This is a genomic window from Maritalea porphyrae (genome assembly GCF_027213965.1).
Taxonomy (GTDB): domain Bacteria; phylum Pseudomonadota; class Alphaproteobacteria; order Rhizobiales; family Devosiaceae; genus Maritalea; species Maritalea porphyrae_A.
The window spans coordinates 450,735-469,519 of sequence record NZ_JAPWGX010000001.1 but is presented as its reverse complement, the minus strand read 5'-3'; the positions used below and the strand labels follow the sequence as shown (position 1 = coordinate 469,519).

The 18,785-nt window shown below is 49.7% G+C and carries 19 protein-coding genes; 13 read left to right on the top strand and 6 right to left on the bottom strand.

Annotated elements, in window-relative coordinates:
• Positions 1-88 precede the first annotated feature (88 nt).
• The 3 genes from O4H47_RS02575 (at position 89) to O4H47_RS02565 (ending at position 2,017) form a co-directional block, all read left to right on the top strand.
• Positions 89-448 carry a transcriptional regulator gene (locus O4H47_RS02575; RefSeq protein WP_269392371.1) on the top strand — a complete coding sequence of 120 codons (360 nt, stop codon included), beginning with the start codon at positions 89-91 and terminating at the stop codon, positions 446-448.
• A gap of 58 nt (positions 449-506) precedes the next feature.
• The gene (locus O4H47_RS02570; protein WP_269392370.1) at positions 507-854 is read left to right on the top strand and encodes an ArsR/SmtB family transcription factor; all 348 of its coding nucleotides are present in this window, start codon (positions 507-509) and stop codon (positions 852-854) included.
• 101 nt (positions 855-955) lie between these two features.
• Positions 956-2,017, top strand: coding sequence for a YeeE/YedE family protein (locus O4H47_RS02565; protein WP_269392369.1), 1,062 nt, complete (start codon positions 956-958; stop codon positions 2,015-2,017).
• A gap of 5 nt (positions 2,018-2,022) precedes the next feature.
• On the opposite strand, the gene O4H47_RS02560 is transcribed toward O4H47_RS02565, so the two are convergent.
• Positions 2,023-2,940: an MBL fold metallo-hydrolase gene (locus O4H47_RS02560; protein WP_269392368.1), complete on the bottom strand. Its 918-nt coding sequence runs from the start codon at positions 2,938-2,940 to the stop codon at positions 2,023-2,025.
• A gap of 150 nt (positions 2,941-3,090) precedes the next feature.
• A complete protein-coding gene (locus O4H47_RS02555; protein ID WP_269392367.1) occupies positions 3,091-3,354 on the bottom strand; it encodes a spike base protein, RCAP_Rcc01079 family in 264 nt (87 codons plus the stop codon).
• A gap of 147 nt (positions 3,355-3,501) precedes the next feature.
• Here O4H47_RS02555 and O4H47_RS02550 point away from each other — a divergent pair, with 147 nt between their 5' ends.
• Positions 3,502-3,849 carry a YigZ family protein gene (locus tag O4H47_RS02550; RefSeq protein ID WP_269392366.1) on the top strand — a complete coding sequence of 116 codons (348 nt, stop codon included), beginning with the start codon at positions 3,502-3,504 and terminating at the stop codon, positions 3,847-3,849.
• Between the two features lie 2 nt (positions 3,850-3,851).
• On the opposite strand, the gene O4H47_RS02545 is transcribed toward O4H47_RS02550, so the two are convergent.
• Positions 3,852-5,357: an ATP-binding protein gene (locus O4H47_RS02545; RefSeq protein WP_269392365.1), complete on the bottom strand. Its 1,506-nt coding sequence runs from the start codon at positions 5,355-5,357 to the stop codon at positions 3,852-3,854.
• On the bottom strand, positions 5,350-6,087 hold the full coding sequence (locus tag O4H47_RS02540; RefSeq protein ID WP_269392364.1) for a response regulator transcription factor: 738 nt from the start codon (positions 6,085-6,087) through the stop codon (positions 5,350-5,352). The genes O4H47_RS02545 and O4H47_RS02540 overlap by 8 nt, the downstream gene beginning before the upstream one ends.
• 227 nt (positions 6,088-6,314) lie before the next feature.
• On the opposite strand from O4H47_RS02540, the gene O4H47_RS02535 reads away from it, so the two are divergent.
• The 8 genes from O4H47_RS02535 (at position 6,315) to O4H47_RS02500 (ending at position 15,506) form a co-directional block, all read left to right on the top strand.
• Positions 6,315-7,559 carry an ABC transporter substrate-binding protein gene (locus O4H47_RS02535; protein ID WP_269392363.1) on the top strand — a complete coding sequence of 415 codons (1,245 nt, stop codon included), beginning with the start codon at positions 6,315-6,317 and terminating at the stop codon, positions 7,557-7,559.
• Positions 7,560-7,630: 71 nt separating this feature from the next.
• A complete protein-coding gene (locus O4H47_RS02530) occupies positions 7,631-8,503 on the top strand; it encodes a carbohydrate ABC transporter permease (RefSeq protein ID WP_269392362.1) in 873 nt (290 codons plus the stop codon).
• Between the two features lies 1 nt (position 8,504).
• Positions 8,505-9,407 (top strand): carbohydrate ABC transporter permease, encoded by a 903-nt coding sequence (locus O4H47_RS02525; RefSeq protein WP_419719590.1) that lies wholly within the window; start codon positions 8,505-8,507, stop codon positions 9,405-9,407.
• Positions 9,408-9,411: 4 nt separating this feature from the next.
• A complete protein-coding gene (locus O4H47_RS02520) occupies positions 9,412-10,536 on the top strand; it encodes an ABC transporter ATP-binding protein (protein WP_269392361.1) in 1,125 nt (374 codons plus the stop codon).
• Between the two features lie 176 nt (positions 10,537-10,712).
• Positions 10,713-11,432, top strand: coding sequence for an ABC transporter ATP-binding protein (locus O4H47_RS02515; protein WP_269392360.1), 720 nt, complete (start codon positions 10,713-10,715; stop codon positions 11,430-11,432).
• Positions 11,433-11,434: 2 nt separating this feature from the next.
• Positions 11,435-13,801 carry an ABC transporter permease gene (locus tag O4H47_RS02510; protein ID WP_269392359.1) on the top strand — a complete coding sequence of 789 codons (2,367 nt, stop codon included), beginning with the start codon at positions 11,435-11,437 and terminating at the stop codon, positions 13,799-13,801.
• Between the two features lie 3 nt (positions 13,802-13,804).
• The gene (locus O4H47_RS02505; protein ID WP_269392358.1) at positions 13,805-15,028 is read left to right on the top strand and encodes an efflux RND transporter periplasmic adaptor subunit; all 1,224 of its coding nucleotides are present in this window, start codon (positions 13,805-13,807) and stop codon (positions 15,026-15,028) included.
• 34 nt (positions 15,029-15,062) lie between these two features.
• The gene (locus O4H47_RS02500; RefSeq protein WP_419719589.1) at positions 15,063-15,506 is read left to right on the top strand and encodes a YaiI/YqxD family protein; all 444 of its coding nucleotides are present in this window, start codon (positions 15,063-15,065) and stop codon (positions 15,504-15,506) included.
• 14 nt (positions 15,507-15,520) lie between these two features.
• Here the strand turns inward: O4H47_RS02500 and O4H47_RS02495 are convergent, their stop codons facing one another.
• Together O4H47_RS02495 and O4H47_RS02490 are read right to left on the bottom strand one after the other, a co-directional pair.
• Positions 15,521-16,585, bottom strand: a complete 1,065-nt coding sequence (locus O4H47_RS02495) for an ABC transporter ATP-binding protein (protein WP_269392356.1) — start codon at positions 16,583-16,585, stop codon at positions 15,521-15,523.
• Between the two features lie 26 nt (positions 16,586-16,611).
• Entirely contained in the window at positions 16,612-17,394 is a 783-nt protein-coding gene (locus O4H47_RS02490; RefSeq protein ID WP_269392355.1) for an IclR family transcriptional regulator, read from the bottom strand.
• 128 nt (positions 17,395-17,522) lie between these two features.
• Here O4H47_RS02490 and O4H47_RS02485 point away from each other — a divergent pair, with 128 nt between their 5' ends.
• Entirely contained in the window at positions 17,523-18,761 is a 1,239-nt protein-coding gene (locus tag O4H47_RS02485; protein WP_269392354.1) for an ABC transporter substrate-binding protein, read from the top strand.
• The last annotated feature ends 24 nt before the right edge of the window (positions 18,762-18,785 follow it).

Sequence of the window (18,785 nt, the reverse complement as noted above, 5' to 3'; positions counted from 1 at the left end):
CTTTTGGCACTCTAGCTGAATTATATTTGAATTTCACTATATATTTTTCTGGGCTATAGTTCTCAGTACACAACGATCGAGGCAAGCTGTGAAATTGTTATTTTTCAAAACCTTATTTGCGCTATCAATCATAACTCAGGTGTTGATAAGTGCCGCAAATGCGCAACAATTGCTTATGTTGGAACAAGAGGGTTGCGCCTATTGCGAGCAATGGCACGAGGAAATTGGCGACATTTATCCCAAGACTTGGGAGGGCAAACGGTTTCCGTTGCGCAGAGTGGATATTCACGAAGTTTGGCCCGCAGATCTCGCCCAGATTCGACCGGAAGTTTTTACGCCCACCTTTGTTCTTATTGATAAAGGTCAAGAGGTGGGCCGTCTAAGAGGATACAGTGGAGACGAGTTTTTTTGGTTCCTCATTGATGAACTGATCGAAAAACTTGAATAATTGCCCGTTATTTGACATTTAGACGGGGAACAATCCAAATAATACGAATGTGATCATCATGGCCTTGCCCACACTCAGCGAAAAATCTTCCCCCGAAGAACTGCGCAAGTTGATAGAACAGGCCCGCAAAGCAAGTGATTTGCTTAAAGCGCTATCACATGAGTCACGCATGTTGATATTGTGTATTCTTTCTGATGGCGAGAAATCAGTTTCCGACCTTGAGCGGATAATGTCGATGCCTCAGGCATCTGTGTCCCAATTATTGGCGCGTTTGCGTTTCGACAAGTTGGTGAATACACGGCGCGAGGGTCGCACCATCTATTATTCTATTGCCAGTGAAGAAGTCTCTGCCATTATCGCACAGCTTTACGAATTGTTTTGCGCGGACGATAAAGAAGAAAAGTAGTCTCCCTTCGGATAGCCAAACAGTTCTCCACAGTTCCAGTATATATTGTCTTTTTCTCATATATCGTCCTATTGTGCCCTTGGGGATCTAAGGAGGGATGAATGTTGGAATCGCTATATGCGTTGCCACTCGCGGGTGTTTTGGTTGGACTGGCATTAGGTTACGTGGCGCGCGTAAACGCTTTTTGCACACTGTCTGCTTTTGAAAAAGCTTGGTATTTGGACGACTTTGACGGACTGCGGACCTGGGCTTTGGCGGCACTGATTGCTGCAGCTTTAACCCAATTCCTGATAGCGATTGGGGTCGTTGATCTATCTTCTAGTTTCTATCTAACAACAGACTTTGCACTCGGCGCATATACTCTTGGTGGTGGGTTATTTGGTGTGGGCATGGCACTTGTCGGCACATGCGGCTTTGGCGCGTTAATCAGGTTGGGTGGCGGCAGTCTAAAAGGCTTTGTGGCGTTCCTTGTGATTGGCATTGTCGCCCTTGCCACAAGTCGCGGTGCTCTTTCTCCTGTCCGCACCTTCATAGAAGACAATGCCAGTCTGGACCTTAGTTTTGCCGCGAACCAATCCATTCCAACGCTCCTGTCGAGCTTTCTGGGGGCTTGGACCCACCTGATTATTGTCTTGATCATCCTTGCGCTCGCGGCATTTTGGATCTTCAAATCGCAATCCTATCGCCGTAACTCTAAAGCGATGCTGACGGGCGCGCTGATAGGTGTCGCAATTTTTATAGGCTGGGGAGTGACCTACTATTTCCAACAGGTCTCTTTTGATCCAATTCAGCTTGAATCAGCTAGTTTTGTGTTGCCACTGGGCGACGGAATATTGCAATTCGTCGCCAATACAGGCGTCGGACCTGACTATGGGGTGGGGTTGGTTCTTGGCACAATCGTTGGTGCGTCTATTGGGGCTGTGCGGCAAAAATCAGTGCACTGGGAAGCATGTGATGATGCCCGTGAATTGGGGCGTCACATCTTGGGCGCTGCTCTAATGGGCTTTGGCGGCGTTTTAGCGCTCGGTTGCACAATCGGTCAGGGGCTCAGCGCAGCCTCACTGCTCACGTTCAGTGCACCGATTGTCATTTGTTCGATCGCGATCGGCGCTCGAATTGGCTTAGCTTACTTGCTCGGTGATCGCGCATTCATGTTTTCTTGATTGGATTAAGCTGCAACAAATTTATATGCGTTTTTGTGACGCTCGGCATAACCAACGCCCGCATTGTTGAGATGATATCCAATCAATTGGGTCTTTTCACTTGCGAGTCTGTCGAGCAATTTCTGCCTTGTTGCAATTCCAGCAATGGGATCATGATCTGATCCAGTTGGCCAATCCGGTCTTTCAAACGAGATGATGGGGTGTGTGAGTGCGTCACCTATAATCATGGTGGACGTGGTTCCTTGATGCACGTTGAATGATGCGTGCCCAATTGTGTGTCCACTCGTATCTACCGCTTCGACACCGGGCAGAATTTCATCACCAAACTGGAAGAACGAGAACATATCTGCCAATTCGCTCAACCTGTTTTTGGCCCCAACAGCGAACGATTGGCGTTCTGGGTTCATCTTGGAAATTGTGTCCTCCGCCATCCAAAAGTCGAATTCAGATTGGGCAATGTGCATGTTCGCATTGGGGAAAATGACTTCGTCAAAATCGTCTATAATACCCCACAGGTGATCTGGGTGGGCATGGGTAAAAACAACGTCAGTTACCCGTTCCGGATCAAATCCCGCTTCCAAAAAGGCGTCAAAGAAACCGCCTAGCGTTGGCATGAAGTTGGTGCCGCCACCCACATCAAAGACAACAAGCCCAGCTTGGGTTTCTAGCACGGTGACGTTACAAGGCGGTGAAACCTGATCAAGTGGTAAGTTATTGGTAAGCAACAATTGCTCACGCTCGGCCTCAGGGACGTCGCCAAAAACAAACCCCATCGGCAACTTCATAAAGCCGTCGTTGATGATGTGTAATTTTGACGTGCCCTGATCAATGCTTGTCACTTGTTGCGCGCGTGCTAAGCTAGGAAAGCCAGCGATCGCGCCAACAGCTATGCCCAATTTGACGAATTTGCGTCTCGTTATCATTTTCCACCCCTAAATTACATATTAAAAATCATATGTAATTTAAGCCGAACGCACAAGCAAAATTGCTCACTATCAACTCAGTCGGCCGTCAATGGCGGCTTTGGCGTGCATTTTGTCCATTATGAGTCGGCGAAAGGGGGGGGCAATCCGCTATACAATACCGACGAGTGAAACAGCCGTTGTGCCCGTCGCCAACACCGCACGAGCCCGCACGGGCAAAATGGTGCCAGCAGAAATTCCTTCAAAAGTTACGTTCGTTCCTGAGGGTGTTTTCAGAGTTATCTGACCCGGCCCACCGGCATAAATTGCGCGGATGAGTTCGGGAAAATCGGTAACGTCACTCGGTGTGATTGTGAATGCGTCCAGGGCAGGGGCATCAAAACTTGGCGCACGGCCTTCAAAGCGATCTTGCATGAGTTCTTTCCTGTTCATTGTTGTTTAGAAACAGAATAGCTTTTCCAAAGGTTGCGGGGATAAATTTTCACTGAAATCCAAATTCTGATGCGTTCACGAACAACACGCTGACTTGCCAATCGTGCTTGTTTTCCCTAAACATCCAAAATGCTTACACTGGAAAACATTGTTACCGACCGTGGCTCGAAATACGCAGTTTCCGGCGGACCATGCCACTCGGCTAAGGAGGCAAAAGCTTTTCTTAAAGAGCTGAAACGCGCCAAAAAATATGCGAAAGCGACCCACAACACATGGGGATTGATCTGCGCGGATGGGGCGATTAAGAACGACGATGGTGAAAGTGGCGCAGGCATGATTATCTTGCGCATGCTGGAGCGCGAAGAAGTACAAAATCAAATTGTCGTGGTTACGCGCTGGTACGGGGGTAAACACCTCGGCGGCGATCGTTTTCGGCACGTTCAAACGGCAGTTCGAGCCTATCTGGATAGACTTTGAAACTAAATCCAGCGCGGTAATTCCATAATGACGTCAAGACCGTCTGAGCGCTGTTCAAAACGCAATATGCCGCCATGGTTTTTGACCACGGAGTCTGTAATGGTGAGGCCTAGGCCAGCGCCGCGTTGAAGTGTTGCGTTATCACCCCTTACAAAGGGTTCGAGCAATTTTTCCGGGTCGTCAAACGTGGTATGGGAGCCATTATCAGAAACGACAATTTTGAATTCCTCAGCAGTGGCGCTAAGCGTAACGTGAGCGCTCTCACCATATTTAAGCGCATTTTCGATCAAGTTTGTCAGGGCCCGGCGAATGGCATTTGGTCGACATTTACACAAAACCCGTTGATGGTCGCGAATGAGCACTCTTGTACTTTCGCTAGATTGGCTGAATACATTCCCCAATCGCTCAAAATTCACCTGTTGGGGCGCCGATAGGGTTACGGGTTTGCCAAGATCTTCATAATCATCAACTATCGATTCAACCAATGAACGCATCGAAATCTTGCGTGGTGTTTCAAGGTCCATCTCGTGGCGTGTATAGCTTAAAACGCCATCTATCATGTCGGTCATTTGATCAATGTCGCGGTCTAACTTCTCACGCAGGACTTTGTCTTCAATCAATGCCGTGCGCAGTTTAAGGCGCGTTGCTGGTGTGCCCAAATCGTGGGAAATACCTGACAGCAGCAATGCCCGTTTTTCCAGCCTTTGCCGCTCACTGGCGAAAAAGGTATTCACGGCCGAAGTAAGGCTTTTGACCTCGTTTGCGCCTCGCTCTGGGATTTCCTCAATGGAGCCGCTTGTGGCGGCTTTTCGTACGTCCGCTGCCAAGCGTTCCAACATCTGCGAGAACCCATTTGCAACGCTGAATAGAATTCCTAGTGTCAGTCCGGCCAACAACAAAGCGGGAAGCCGCAAATCTGAGGGCCTTGCGCTGCAAGACCAAATTACGGGCGCGTTTAACCTCAGCCAGCTGTCCTGATCCAGCTCGACAAACATTGTTGCGTCTGAGCAAAGCTTTGCTATGCCGCGTGACAGCTCGCCAAACTGAAAGGCGAGGCCGTTGTTTGTGGTTTGGATGGACGCCACCGAATAGCGGAATTGCGGCGAGTACACGCGAACTGCAATGCGATCACCAGCCGACGTGATTGCCGCACTGGGGGGGTGTAGCGTCAAGCTGGTTTCATAAACCGCATTAGATGGCACACCAAAATACAACTGGGTGACATTTTCACTGGTTATTCGTTTGGGCTGGGTAATTTGATAAACGAAAATGTCTGAATCAACTGGTCTGCTAGGTTGTGAGCGTAGTTCGGACACCGTGCCGAACAATGCGACACCCGCATTGAACGCGCGATCCAAATGTGTTTGCCAAGAGCTATTGGACCGCTCCCACATTAGTGCTGATGTCAGCCCACATACAAACGCAAAACCCAACATGGTGATCGATATTGTTGTTGCCGAAAACAGCCAACTCGACCAATTCGTTTGCGTGCACCGCTCTTCAATCATCAGCGTTTACTGCACAGCAGAGTTGATACCCCGTGCCCCGCATTGTTTTGATCAACTTGGGCGCTTTTGCACTCACCTCAATCTTTTGGCGCAGTCGCCCCACCAACACATCAATTGCCCTGCTTTGTTGAGCGTCCAGCTCTTTGTTTTCAGTTTCTTCCCCATTTAATGCGCTGGCAATCTCTTCTCTGGTCAAAGGAATTTGTGGGTTGGCAAGCAACACCTTCAGCAGGGCTGTTTCGCGCTTTGAGAGAATAGTTTCCACCCCATCCGATCCAATCAACTCCTCACGGTCACCGTGAAACGTCCACTTTTCAAACCGATAGGTTCTAGCGTCTCGCCGGTAAGCGAGCGACGAGGCGCGGTGGGTGCGCCTAAAAACAGCCCGCACACGTGCGAGCAAAAGCCCGGGATTAAAAGGTTTCGCGATATAGTCGTCTCCACCCATTTGGTATCCCGTGAGGCGATGGTGATCGGCTGAAAGGGCAGATAAAAATATGATCGGCACAGCATTGTCCGCGCGTAGCTTTTTGCACACATCAAATCCAGATTCCTCACCTAACATGACGTCAAGGAAAACCAAATCGACGCGACGTTGTGCAACAATACTCATTGCAGCTTGGGTGGTGTGTGCGCTCTCCACCGCATAGCCTTCCCGCGTGAGGTATTGCTTGAGCATAGCGCACACATCAGGATCGTCATCAATTACAAGAATGCGGCGAATAGCCATGTATGCTCCCGGGTGTTACGCGATTTGCGCAGATATTGAGTAACAAACTGTAACAAGCCAAGCCCCAATGTAACAGGGCGTAACATTTGGGTTGAATATTAGCTGATCTGGCCCAAGGTGTGTACGAATCCTTATTGCACTTTGTCCTGGATAATTCTCTTTTCATTTCAACTTCGCTGACAGGGGTTAGCGGGGTACAATTCAATTTCTCTCGGGAGGGGAATGTAATGAAAAAATCAGTTCTTTTGACCAGTGCTTTGGCACTTAGCTTGACGGCAACAGCTGCAATGGCTGAGCCAAAAGCCGAAGTGCTTCACTGGTGGACTTCAGGCGGCGAAGCCGCTTCTGTTAAAGTGTTGAAAGACGAATTCGCCGCAAATGGCGGTGTTTGGACTGACATGCCAGTTGCTGGTGGCGGTGGCGATGCTGCAATGACAGCATTGCGTGCACGTGTTCTTTCAGGCAACGCACCAACTGCAGTGCAGCTCAAAGGCCCTTCAATTCAAGAATGGTACGAAGAAGGCGCAATCGGCAATATTGATGACGTCGCTAAAGCTGAGGGATGGGATGAACTCCTACCAGCAGCCATTGCGGACCACATGAAGTGTGATGGCGCATATTGTGCTGCACCGGTGAACGTGCACCGGATCGACTGGATTTGGGGCAACTCAAAGGTCCTAGCTGACGCGGGCATTGACGCCCCAACAACTTGGGATGAGTTCAACGCAGCAGCTGAAAAACTCAAAGGCATGGGCATCACGCCATTGGCCCACGGTGGTCAAGCCTGGCAAGATGCAACTGTGTTTGAAGCTGTTGCAGTTGGTCTTGGTGGACCAGAATTCTTCCGTAAGGCTTTCGTTGAGCTTGATATGGACACGCTAAAATCTGACCAAATGAAAGCTGTTTTTGACCAGATGCGCACAATGCGCGGCTATGTTGATGACAACTTCTCAGGTCGCGATTGGAACCTTGCCACAGCAATGGTCATCAATGGCGAAGCCGCTTTCCAAATCATGGGCGACTGGGCAAAGGGTGAATTCATTGCAGCGGGCAAAGTTCCAGGCAAAGACTTCACATGTACTTCTCCTTCTGGCGGTGCATACCTTTACAACGTAGACAGCTTTGCGTTCTTCAATGTTGATGGCGATGACGCTGTAGCGGGCCAAAAATTGCTTGCTAAATTGGTTATGGGCGGCAACTTCCAAAAAGTCTTCAACTTGAACAAAGGTTCTGTTCCAGCGCGTTTGGACGTTTCTATGGATGAGTTTGAATTCTGTGGTCGCCAGTCAAATGCAGATTTGAACACAGCGATTGATCAAGGTTTCTTGCTACCAAGCTATGCGCACGGCATGGCGATCCGTGGTGCACAAGCTGGTGCGATCACTGATGTTGTTACAGCACACTTCAACTCAGATATGAGTTCAGAAGACGCAGTTGCAGCATTGGCCCAAGCAGTGGCAAACTCACTGTAATCTAGTTCACAACAAACCGCTCATCCACGCGACTTCTAAGTGTCGCGTGGATGGTCTCTTGGAGCAATCTAATGACCGAATGGCTTGAAAAACACGTGCCCAAGATGGTGCTAGCCCCAAGCTTCATAGCAATTTTCGTCTTTGTTTATGGGTTTATCGGATGGACCGCTTATGTGTCCTTCACCCGCTCAAAGCTTTTGCCAAAATATGACCTAAAAGGCACCATCCAATATGAACGGCTAGCAGACTCTCCCCGTTTTGAGGTCGCGCTAACAAATCTTGCCATTTTCGGCATTTTGTTCATCCTTTTTGCCACAGTTATTGGTTTGGCACTGGCCATTTTGCTGGATCAAAAGATCCGCACTGAAGGCCCCTTACGCACCATTTATCTGTATCCAATGGCGCTCAGCTTCATTGTTACAGGTACCGCATGGAAGTGGATTTTGAACCCAGGCCTTGGCATTGAATCTGTCATGCATGATTTGGGTTGGACTGACTTCGCCTTCAATTGGCTCGTTGATCCAAAACTAGCGATTTACACGATCGTGATCGCCGGGGTTTGGCAGTCGTCTGGTTTTGTCATGGCGCTCTTCCTGGCAGGGTTGCGCTCAGTAGATAACGAAGTCATCCGTGCCGCAATGGTGGATGGTGTTTCCACACCACGCATCTATATGAGCATCATCATTCCGTCGATGGCACCGATTTTCCTATCCGCTTTTATCGTTTTGTCTCACCTCGCTATTAAGAGCTTCGATCTAGTTATCGCTCTAACAGGCGGTGGGCCGGGCTATGCTACCGATATGCCGGCAACATTCATGTATGCCATGGCGTTCTCTCGCGGCGATATTGGCCAAGCTGCATCTTCAGCAACAGTCATGATGATCATTGTTACTGCGATCATCGTTCCATATCTCTATTCAGAACTGAGACCACGCCATGACTGATATGTCGATGAATAACGCTCAGTCAGAAAAAAGCGCCGCGCGCGTTAGACTTGCCCAACGTATCGCTTTGCGGTTTGGTCTATACGCCTTGCTTATCGTGTTCGCACTTTATTATCTGATGCCACTTTTTGTGATGGTCACAACCTCATTGAAAAGTCTTGATGAAATCCGCACAGGTTCTTTGCTTTCGCTTCCCCGAGAACTAGATTTCTCGTCCTGGGCCACTGCTTGGTCCAGCGCATGTACGGGCATTCAATGTGAAGGCTTGCGCCCCTTTTTCTGGAACTCTGTGCTCTTGTCTGTTCCAGCTGTCTTTTTGTCCACTTTGTTGGGTGCAGTAAACGGTTATGTGCTCGCTCAATGGCGCTTTAAGGGCTCCAACGTGTTGTTCGCGCTCATGTTGTTTGGCTGCTTCATTCCCTTCCAAGTGGTGATTTTGCCAATGGCGATGACCCTCGGTGTGCTCAAGATTGCTGGCACAATCGGCGGCCTTGTGTTTGTTCACGTGGTCTATGGTATCGGGTTCACAACTTTGTTCTTCCGAAACTATTACGTCACTGTGCCACAAGAGTTGGTGAAGGCTGCAAAAGTTGATGGGGCAGGGTTCTTTAGGATCTTTTTCTCGATCTTCCTGCCGATCTCGCCACCGATTATTGTTGTGACGGTCATTTGGCAGTTCACCCAAATTTGGAATGATTTCCTTTTCGGTGTGTCATTTAGCCAAGCAGGCACGCAACCAATTACCGTAGCGCTGAACAACATCGTGAACTCAACAACTGGCGTCAAAGAATACAACGTCGACATGGCCGCAGCCATCATTGCTGCCCTACCAACACTCTTTGTGTACGTCGTTGCCGGAAAATATTTTATCCGCGGTTTAACCGCCGGTTCTGTGAAGGGATAATCAGATGACAGAAACCACACAACAGATTTTGTCGATCGAGAATCTCGATAAAGCATACGGCACGGTCAAAATCTTAAAAAACATCAATGTCTCCATCGAACCAGGCGAATTCTTGGTTTTGGTCGGCCCCTCGGGTTGCGGTAAATCAACACTGTTGAACTGCATTGCTGGACTTGAAGAGTCGACTGCGGGCGATATCAACATCGGTGGGCGCTCGATGATCGGCGTTTCGCCAAAAGACCGCGACATCGCAATGGTGTTTCAGTCCTACGCACTTTATCCAACCATGACGGTTGGCAAAAACATCACCTTCGGGATGAAAGTGCGCGGCATTCCAGAAGAAGAGCAACAAGCAAAGCTTGCTGAGGTTGCCGGGCTTTTGCAAATCGATCATTTGCTCGATCGCAAACCCTCACAACTTTCAGGTGGTCAACGCCAGCGGGTTGCGATGGGCCGGGCACTAGTCCGTGATCCGCAGCTGTTCTTGTTTGATGAACCATTGTCGAACTTGGATGCCAAGCTGCGTGTCGAAATGCGTACAGAAATCAAACGTTTGCACCAAACACTTGGCGCATCCATTGTCTATGTGACGCACGATCAAATCGAAGCTATGACATTGGCTACAAAGATCGTGGTCATGAAAGATGGTGTAATCCAACAAGTTGGCACCCCGAATGAAATCTACAATCATCCGGCAAATATGTTTGTTGCGGATTTTATGGGGTCACCTTCTATGAACCTCATTCCCGCACAAGCTACCTCTTCAGGTGACGGGACCAAGATTTCCATTGCTCGAACGGGTGGCGAATACCTGACCCTTAGTTTTGACCGCGAAATCGCGGGCATGAATGGAAGTGGCGCAAAAGAAGTGATTTTGGGACTTCGACCCGAAAATATCACGGATCCACTTTCCATCGTTGCGCAAAATGGTCAGCTTGCAGATTGTCACATTGATGTGGTCGAACCCGCCGGGTCCGATACATTCGTGGTGACAAGCTTGGGTGGCAAACAAGTCACTGCCCGTTTGCGGGCTGACGCTGAAGTTGTCGCAGGTCAAAATGCATCACTTGCCTTTGACTTGTCCAAAGCGTCAGTGTTTGAACCCGAAAGTGGTGCGCGCATAGCCTAAAACCAAACGTCATCTCCCAAGACGTATGGCCGAGCGGGTTCCTCCAACCTGCTCGGCTTTTTTGGGTTCATACATAACGGATTGCGCACAAAAGGAAGTCCGATATTTGATTTCCATCAATTGTGCAGCGATACTTCTCCCCTAATCTGGCACAATGCAATCGGATGGGGATGAATATGCATAAATTGAACGGCGATACAGCTTTTCGCACCCAAGGTCTTACAAAGACTTATGGCGAAGGCGCTGCTGCCGTGCATGCATTGCGTGGGGTTGATATTGCCATTCCGACCGGCGAAATGGTGGTGCTTTTGGGGCCATCAGGCAGTGGCAAATCCACTCTGCTTAACATATTGGGTGGGCTGGATGATGCCACCAATGGTACCGCTCACTTTTTTGACCGTGAACTAACCACAATGGGTGAGCGTGCGCTCACACTTTACCGACGTGAACATGTTGGATTTGTATTTCAGTTCTACAATTTAATGCCCAGCCTGACCGCCAAAGAAAACGTCGAACTGGTCACAGAAATTGCAGATGACCCGATGGACGCAGAACATGCGCTGTCTTTGGTCGGCTTGACCGAACGGATCAACCACTTTCCCGCTCAACTTTCAGGTGGAGAACAACAGCGAGTTGCGATCGCTCGTGCGGTGGCCAAGCAACCAACGGTGATGTTTTGCGATGAACCCACTGGCGCGCTGGACAGCAAAACAGGGCGATCAGTTCTAAATGTTTTGCAAACCGTCAACCAAGAACTTGGCACCACCGTGATGATTGTGACCCATGCCGCGGCAACAGCGGCTATGGCAGATAGGGTCATCCATTTTGCCGATGGCGGCGTTCGTGAAGTTATTGAAAACACAACCAAGCTCACCGCCGATGAGATCGAGTGGTAGGAATGCTTTCAGCTCTCGACAAAAAACTGCTCAGAGACCTTGGTCGCATGAAAATGCAGGCGATAGCCATTGGGTTGGTGATCGCTGTTGGCGTTGTGGTGCTGGTAATGATGGATGGCTTGTTTCATTCGCTTAGTCAGACAAAAGACACCTATTATGATCGTTATCGCCTTGCCCAAGCCTATGCACCTGCGGTGAGGGCACCCAAATACCTTCTCAACAACCTTGCCGCCATCCCCGGTGTCGATAGTGTGATGGGTCGTATGCGAGGCGGCGGACTGATCGATTTGCCACAAGAAGATGTGCCCATAAGTGCGGCGGTCCTGTCATTGCCTGACCATGGCGTGCCACGCCTAAATGACATCTATTTGGCCGAGGGAAATCAGTTGGATCCCAGCAGGGAAAATCAGGCCATTCTGCTGCGCTCGTTCGCAAATGCGCATGGCATTTCGCCCGGCGACACGATTTCAGCAACCATCAATGGTGCTCGAAGGAAATTAGAGATTGCCGGACTGGCCCAATCCCCAGAGTTTTTGATCTCCATGGCGCCGGGGGAACTTGCTCCTGACGATAAGCGGTTTGCCGTCCTTTGGATGAGCGAAACCAGTTTGGGCGCAGCATTTGATCTTAGAGGCGCTTTCTCTGAAGCGCTGTTTTCGCTCACACGCGACGCAAAATTGCCTCAAGTATTGGACCGAGTTGATCAGGTGTTGGCAAACTATGGTGGCACCGGTGCTTACGGCATCGAAGATCAAGCTTCCAATCGCTTCTTGACCGAAGAAATCAAAGGCCTGGCCACGCAGAGTAAAATCCTGCCACCGATATTTTTAGCAATCGCCGCTTTTTTGCTCAACATCGTGATTTCAAGGATGATCCAGTCGGAGCGTGAACAAATCGGCCTACTTAAAGCTTTTGGCTACTCTTCTTTTGAAGTGAGTGCCCATTACTTCAAATTTGTTCTAGCAATCGCCATTGGTGGGGCTTTGGTTGGCTGTCTGATTGGCGTTATGGTTGGGCGCAGCTACGCGGACCTATTCCAGCAGTACTATAAGTTCCCATTTCTTGTTTTTCGTGTGGACCCGCAGGCTTTCATCATCGGCATTCTCGTTAGCGTTTTCACCGCCTCGGCCGGCGCTTTGTTCGTTTTGAGAAATGTTTTTGCCCTGACACCCGCCGTTGCCATGCGCCCGCCCGCACCCGCTGATTATTCAACAGCGGGGGGCTTTCTGGCGGTGGTCAATCGCCTGTTTGATCAACCAACGCGCATGGTGTTGCGTCGGGTCGCGCGCCATCCGGGGCGCGCATTTGGCGCAGCACTTGGGGTCGGCGCCGGCATGGGGCTATCCGCCGCCTCGATCGGTTTGATGATGACGTTCACCACCGTTGTCGATCAAACATTTGACTATGTGGATCGTTCAGACATGACGGTTGTTTTTGCCGCATTGCGATCTGACAAAACGCTATATGAACTGAACGCTCTTGAAGGGGTTGCACAAGTTGAACCGTTCCGGGTGGTCCCTGTGATTATGCGCAATGGATTGCATTCACATAAAGGGGCTTTGACGGGGCTGATTGCCAATCCGCAACAATTCCGCGCCGTTGATAAGAACTTGAATCCTATCAGATTACGCGACGATGGCATTATTATCGCCAAGTCCTTGGCGAAGAAGTTGGCAATTGCGCCCGGGCAAACGATGACAATTGAGGTGCAAGAGGGTGAACGACCCATCCTATCCATGCCCATAGTGGGTATTGCAGAAACCTTGTCCGGTGCGCCCGCCTATTTGCAAATTGGAGCCCTAAATCGCGCATTGAAACAGCCAAACCAGATCAGTGGTGCTTATTTGCAAATCGACGAAAAATATCAGTCCGAATTATATGAATCGCTCAAGGCAATGCCATTCATCGCTGGCGCGAGTTTAAAATCTACTTCGCGAGAAGCGTTTGAAACACTTATGGATCAAAGCGCTGGTTCCATGCGCTATGTGATGAGCTTTATTGCAGCGATCATCACATTTGGCATCGTTTACAACAGTGCACGCATTGCATTCGCAGAACGCGCACGTGACCTAGCTAGTTTACGTGTAATCGGTTTTACAAAAGGCGAAACCGCCTTCGTTTTGCTTGGTGAACTTGCCATTATGGTCATTTTGGCCGTTCCGATTGGCATTGCTTTTGGCATCGGATTGAACGTTGCAATCGTTGAAGGTTTTTCGACTGACCTCTATCAAATTCCAAACCAACTTCAGCCCGAAGCTTTTGGTACAGCAGGAATTGCTGTGCTGGTGTCTTCGATATTTTCTGGCTGGATGGTAAAACGCAATATGGACGGGCTCAATCTCGTCTCAGCCCTTAAAACCAGGGAGTAGGACATGGCAAAAAGAACGTCTCGCAATTGGATTATCTTGGTGGTGATCATCGGTGTGGTTGGTGCGCTAACCTATGCATTTTGGCCAAAACCTATATCTGTCGATCTGGGAGTGGTCGAACGCGCGCCTATGGTTGTCACCATCGATGAGGATGCGAAAACCCGTGTGCAAGATGTCTATACGGTTTCAACGCCTGTGGCTGGACGATTGCAGCGCGTTGAAGTTGAGCCGGGCGATATGGTGATTGGCGGCACATCGATCGTCGCCAGTATGTTGCCAACAAATCCTGCGGCGCTAGACGTTCGCTCCCGAGAACAGGCGCTGGCTACAACAAAAGCTGCAGAAGCTGCTTTGCAATTGGCGCGTGCCGAACACGAACGGGCCGTGGCTGATAAAGAATTGTCCGAAATAGACTTGCAACGAACCACTCAACTGTTTGAAAAAGAAGTCGTTTCTCGTGCTACCCTTGACCGTGCGCAAAGCGTTGCACGTTCGGCGGCTGCGGTTTTGGACACAACGGCGGCAGCCATTTCGATGCGCGGGGCCGATTTGGAAATTGCTCGCGCTCAGCTGATCAGTTTTGACGATCAAGGCAATCCTTCAGTTAGCCGTGGCGCAGCTTCTATACCACTTCGCGCACCTGTTTCCGGCCGTGTGCTGCAGGTTAAGCAAGTCAGTGAAACAACTCTGCCCGCAGGGACACCCATTTTAGAGATTGGCGATATTTCCAATGGCATGGAGATTATCGTCGAACTCCTTTCTAGCGACGCGGTCAAAGTGGGTGTTGGCGATAGAGTGATTGTTGACAATTGGGGCGGCCCCAAACAACTGGGCGGCACTGTAACCCGAGTGGACCCTTGGGGTTACACAAAATACTCTGCGCTTGGCGTAGAGGAGCAAAGGGTAGGGGCGATCATTGAATTTACTGACCCGTGGGAACAGCGACAAAGCCTAGGGCATGGGTTCCGAGTGGAAGTTAAGATTGTGGTGTGGGAAGATCAAAACGCCCTGGTTGTGCCGTCCAGCGCTTTGTTCCGGGAAGCCAACGACTGGGCGGTATTTACCGTTGAAGATGGCAAAGCCAGCAAACGCAACGTCAAAATTGGGCAAAACAACGGCCTGCAAGCTCAAGTGCTTGAGGGGCTGGCTGAACAAGAAGTGATCGTTCTGTACCCTGGCGCCAACTTAGTGGAAGGCGCAGCGGTTGAGCAAAGAATTGTGCAATAGGGAACTGGCCAACACCTGATCGAATGGATAAAAGATCGCCATGACAAAAATCTATGTTGACGGCGATGCTTGCCCAGTGAAAGACGAAATCATCCGGGTAGCCGAGCGCTACGGCGTGCCTGTGGTTATCGTGTCAAACGGCGGGCTACGCCCGTCTCGAGATCCGATGATCCAACATGTTATCGTGCCCCACGGCGCCGATGTGGCGGATGATTGGATTGCAGAGAACATTGGTGATGGTGATGTTGCTGTGACAGCAGATATCCCATTGGCCCAACGCTGCCTTGACAAGAAGGCAAGGGTACTTGGGCCAACGGGCAAACCATTTACGGACGAAAACATCGGTATGGCAATTGCCATGCGGGGGTTGAAGCAGGACCTGCGCGAAAGCGGTGAAATCAAAGGTTACAACCCCGGTTTCACGAAAGCAGACCGGTCCAACTTTTTGCAAGCGCTGGACCGGTTTCTGGCGAACTAGATCTAACGTAAAACCTAGCGCAAGCGCTTTTCAGTTTTTGCGTCAAACAGCATCATGTTTTCCGGATCAAATGCCACACTAACTTTGCTGCCCAAAGCGGGCGCTTCAACTTCAGCGCTTGCTTCAACGATTATTCGTTCGCCATTTGTCGCGTTGAGATAGATATATGTTACCCCGCCCAAATGCTCGACCAAATCTACGATTAGTCCGTCGCCATTAGGGTCGATTGTCAAATGCTGAGGTCGGACGCCAACGGTTACAGCACCGCCCATCGCTGGCAGAGACACAGATGTGTTGATGCTGCCATTGCCAAATGCAGCACAATCAACAGATCCGTCTTTGGCAAAGCCTTCAACAAAATTCATGCCCGGCGAACCAATGAAGCCGGCAACAAATTTGTTATCTGGGTTCTTATAGAGCTGCATGGGCGAACCCACCTGTTCCACATTGCCCGCGCGCAACACCACAATTTTGTCAGCCAAGGTCATGGCTTCCACCTGATCGTGTGTCACATAAATCATGGTGGCGCCAATTTCTTTGTGCAACCGGGCTAGTTCAACCCGCATCTCCACACGCAATTCAGCGTCCAAATTTGAAAGCGGTTCGTCAAACAAAAACACTTCAGGCCCACGCACAATTGCGCGGCCAATCGCAACCCGTTGACGTTGCCCGCCAGAAAGCGCCTTGGGTTTGCGACCAAGATAGTCGTCCAATTTGAGAATTTGTGATGCTTCGTTGACTTTTCTTTTTACTTCAGCCTTTGGAACCCCATTCATTTTGAGCCCAAAGCCCATGTTTTCAGCGACAGTCATATGTGGATAAAGTGCGTAGGTTTGAAAAACCATCGCAACGCCACGATCTGCGGGGTCCGCTGTTGTTACATCGCGATCCCCGATTTGGATCGTGCCTGATGTGGTTTCTTCTAGCCCTGCGATCATGCGCAACAGGGTGGACTTGCCACAACCTGATGGGCCAACAAAAACGCAGAACTCGCCATGTTCTACTTCTAAATCAACGCCATGAATAACCTGTACGGTTTCGTACTTTTTGATGGCATTAGAAATTTTTACACCAGACATAAATCCTCCCGATGGATCTTGATTGGTTAGTGGTTTGGAAACTGCCAATTCTCAGAGGCAGTTGCGATTTCTTTTGCAGCGGCTTTCATTTGCGGCGCAAAATTCTTTAGTTCGTCAAGGGTGGTGCGGTTGGTGGAGCTGGTGATTGAAAGACCACCTAAAACGCGGCCAGAATTGGCCAGAATCGGCACGGCAACACAAATAATGCTAGGCTCATGTTCTTCTTTGTCGAACGACACACCCGTTTTGCGAATGCTCAACAGCTCTTGTGAAAGCTTCTCGCAATCGGTGATCGTGTTTTCTGTGAAAGCATAAAACGCCTGCTGCGCAAGGGCTTTGGCGCGTTGTTCGTCGTCAAGAAAGGCCAGCATTGCTTTGCCGACGCCAGTGCAATAGCCCGGCCCTACTTTTCCTGCCTGAGAGAACATTTCAATCGGTCGGTTGGCATCACGTTTGTCCACATAAAGCACTTGCCCGTTATCAAGCTGTGCTAAGTGAATAGTTTGGCCAAGCTCTTCTGACAGTCGGTCAATAGCTGGCTTTGCGATAGGGGCGAGCGAAGACTGCTGCCATGCAGCATGCGCTAAACGCACAAGCCTTACACCTGGCGCATATGTTTGATGGTCCGGATTATAGTCCAGCATCCCTTGATTGGTGAGCGTTTGCATCAATCGATACAAAGTCGCCTTTGGGTGTTTTGACTGCGCCAATAGGTCATTGAACCGCACTGGGCGGCCAAAGGCCGCCACATCATCCAATATTTCCAATGCTTTGCCGACTGTGCCGTCTTTGTTTGATTGGCTGCTCATTTTGTTCCCCGTCATTTTTTTATGACTTTTACTCAACGACCCTGTTGACAACAATAGGATTAACGAACAATAATTTCAATAGTTAAAACTAAGTTTCATATGTTGGAACCAATCGGGAGGTAAAACCAATGAAACATCTACTAGGACGCGGTGTATCCGTGATGCTTGCAGCGGCGCTTATGTCGACAACAGCATTCGCAGGTGAGCTAGTCATCAACACGGATACTTCGGATCCGGCCCCTAAAGCGGCATTTCAAGCGGTCATTGACGGCTTTAAGGCTGAAAACCCAGATGTAACCGTTACGTGGAACTTGTTTGACCACGAGGGTTACAAAACATCGATCCGCAATTTCTTGACGGCTGATGCACCTGATTTGGCGAACTGGTATGCGGGCAATCGCATGTTGCCATACGTAAATGCAGGGCTTTTTGAAGCTGTTGACGACGTTTGGGAAGAAAACGGTCTAAATGAAACTTTGGCATCCGCTGCCGGTTCCATGACCATTGATGGTAAAAAATGGGGTGTTCCATACACTTATTATCAGTGGGGCGTTTACTACCGCAAAGATATCTTTGAAGCGAACAACATCGCTGTTCCAACAAATTGGGAAGAGTTCAAAGCTGCGGGCGCAACTCTCAATGCGGCAGGTATCACACCAATTACAATCGGCACCAAATACCTTTGGACTGCTGGCGGTGTGTTTGACTATTTGAACCTGCGCACAAACGGTTATGATTTCCATATGGCACTCACAAAAGGTGAAGTGGCTTGGACTGATGAGCGTGTTCGCGCAACTATGGCCAATTGGAAAGAATTGCTTGATGCAAACTTCTTCCTTGAGAACCACGCAGCATATTCATGGCAAGAAGCACTTGCACCAATGGTGCAGGGTGATGCGGCCATGTATGTTATGGGTAACTTCGCGGTTGCACCCTTGCGTGAAGCAGGTTTGACAGATGATCAAATCGGGTTCTTCCAATTCCCAGTGATCAACCCAGATGTACCTTTGGCAGAAGAAGCGCCAACGGACACCGTGCACATTCCATCAAACGCAAAAAACAAAGAAGATGCGAAGAAATTCCTCGCCTATCTTGCCCGTGCGGACGTTCAAACCGAAATCAACAAGACCCTAGGTCAGTTGCCAGTGAACAACCAATCTCAAGTTGGCGACGACAAGTTCTTGCAAGCGGGCAACAAAATGCTTTCTTCAACAACTGGCGGAATCGCGCAATTCTTCGACCGTGATGCACCAGCGGAAATGGCAAAAGCGGGCATGGAAGGTTTCCAAGAGTTCATGGTGAAACCTGAACGTTTGGACGCAATCCTAGAGCGTCTCGAAAAAGTACGCGGACGCGTATATAAATAAGCTTAGATGCTAATCATTTCCCGC

Excerpts from the sequence above, each read along its gene's own strand:
- O4H47_RS02510 (WP_269392359.1), top strand. The coding sequence starts at position 11,435 with ATGCTTTCAGCTCTCGACAAAAAACTGCTCAGAGACCTTGGTCGCATG.
- O4H47_RS02530 (WP_269392362.1), top strand. The coding sequence starts at position 7,631 with ATGACCGAATGGCTTGAAAAACACGTGCCCAAGATGGTGCTAGCCCCA.
- O4H47_RS02515 (WP_269392360.1), top strand. The coding sequence starts at position 10,713 with ATGCATAAATTGAACGGCGATACAGCTTTTCGCACCCAAGGTCTTACA.
- O4H47_RS02545 (WP_269392365.1), bottom strand. The coding sequence starts at position 5,357 with ATGATTGAAGAGCGGTGCACGCAAACGAATTGGTCGAGTTGGCTGTTT.
- O4H47_RS02490 (WP_269392355.1), bottom strand. The coding sequence starts at position 17,394 with ATGAGCAGCCAATCAAACAAAGACGGCACAGTCGGCAAAGCATTGGAA.
- O4H47_RS02555 (WP_269392367.1), bottom strand. The coding sequence starts at position 3,354 with ATGCAAGATCGCTTTGAAGGCCGTGCGCCAAGTTTTGATGCCCCTGCC.
- O4H47_RS02525 (WP_419719590.1), top strand. The coding sequence starts at position 8,505 with ATGTCGATGAATAACGCTCAGTCAGAAAAAAGCGCCGCGCGCGTTAGA.
- O4H47_RS02570 (WP_269392370.1), top strand. The coding sequence starts at position 507 with ATGGCCTTGCCCACACTCAGCGAAAAATCTTCCCCCGAAGAACTGCGC.
- O4H47_RS02550 (WP_269392366.1), top strand. The coding sequence starts at position 3,502 with ATGCTTACACTGGAAAACATTGTTACCGACCGTGGCTCGAAATACGCA.
- O4H47_RS02560 (WP_269392368.1), bottom strand. The coding sequence starts at position 2,940 with ATGATAACGAGACGCAAATTCGTCAAATTGGGCATAGCTGTTGGCGCG.
- O4H47_RS02540 (WP_269392364.1), bottom strand. The coding sequence starts at position 6,087 with ATGGCTATTCGCCGCATTCTTGTAATTGATGACGATCCTGATGTGTGC.
- O4H47_RS02495 (WP_269392356.1), bottom strand. The coding sequence starts at position 16,585 with ATGTCTGGTGTAAAAATTTCTAATGCCATCAAAAAGTACGAAACCGTA.
- O4H47_RS02485 (WP_269392354.1), top strand. The coding sequence starts at position 17,523 with ATGAAACATCTACTAGGACGCGGTGTATCCGTGATGCTTGCAGCGGCG.
- O4H47_RS02520 (WP_269392361.1), top strand. The coding sequence starts at position 9,412 with ATGACAGAAACCACACAACAGATTTTGTCGATCGAGAATCTCGATAAA.
- O4H47_RS02565 (WP_269392369.1), top strand. The coding sequence starts at position 956 with ATGTTGGAATCGCTATATGCGTTGCCACTCGCGGGTGTTTTGGTTGGA.
- O4H47_RS02535 (WP_269392363.1), top strand. The coding sequence starts at position 6,315 with ATGAAAAAATCAGTTCTTTTGACCAGTGCTTTGGCACTTAGCTTGACG.
- O4H47_RS02505 (WP_269392358.1), top strand. The coding sequence starts at position 13,805 with ATGGCAAAAAGAACGTCTCGCAATTGGATTATCTTGGTGGTGATCATC.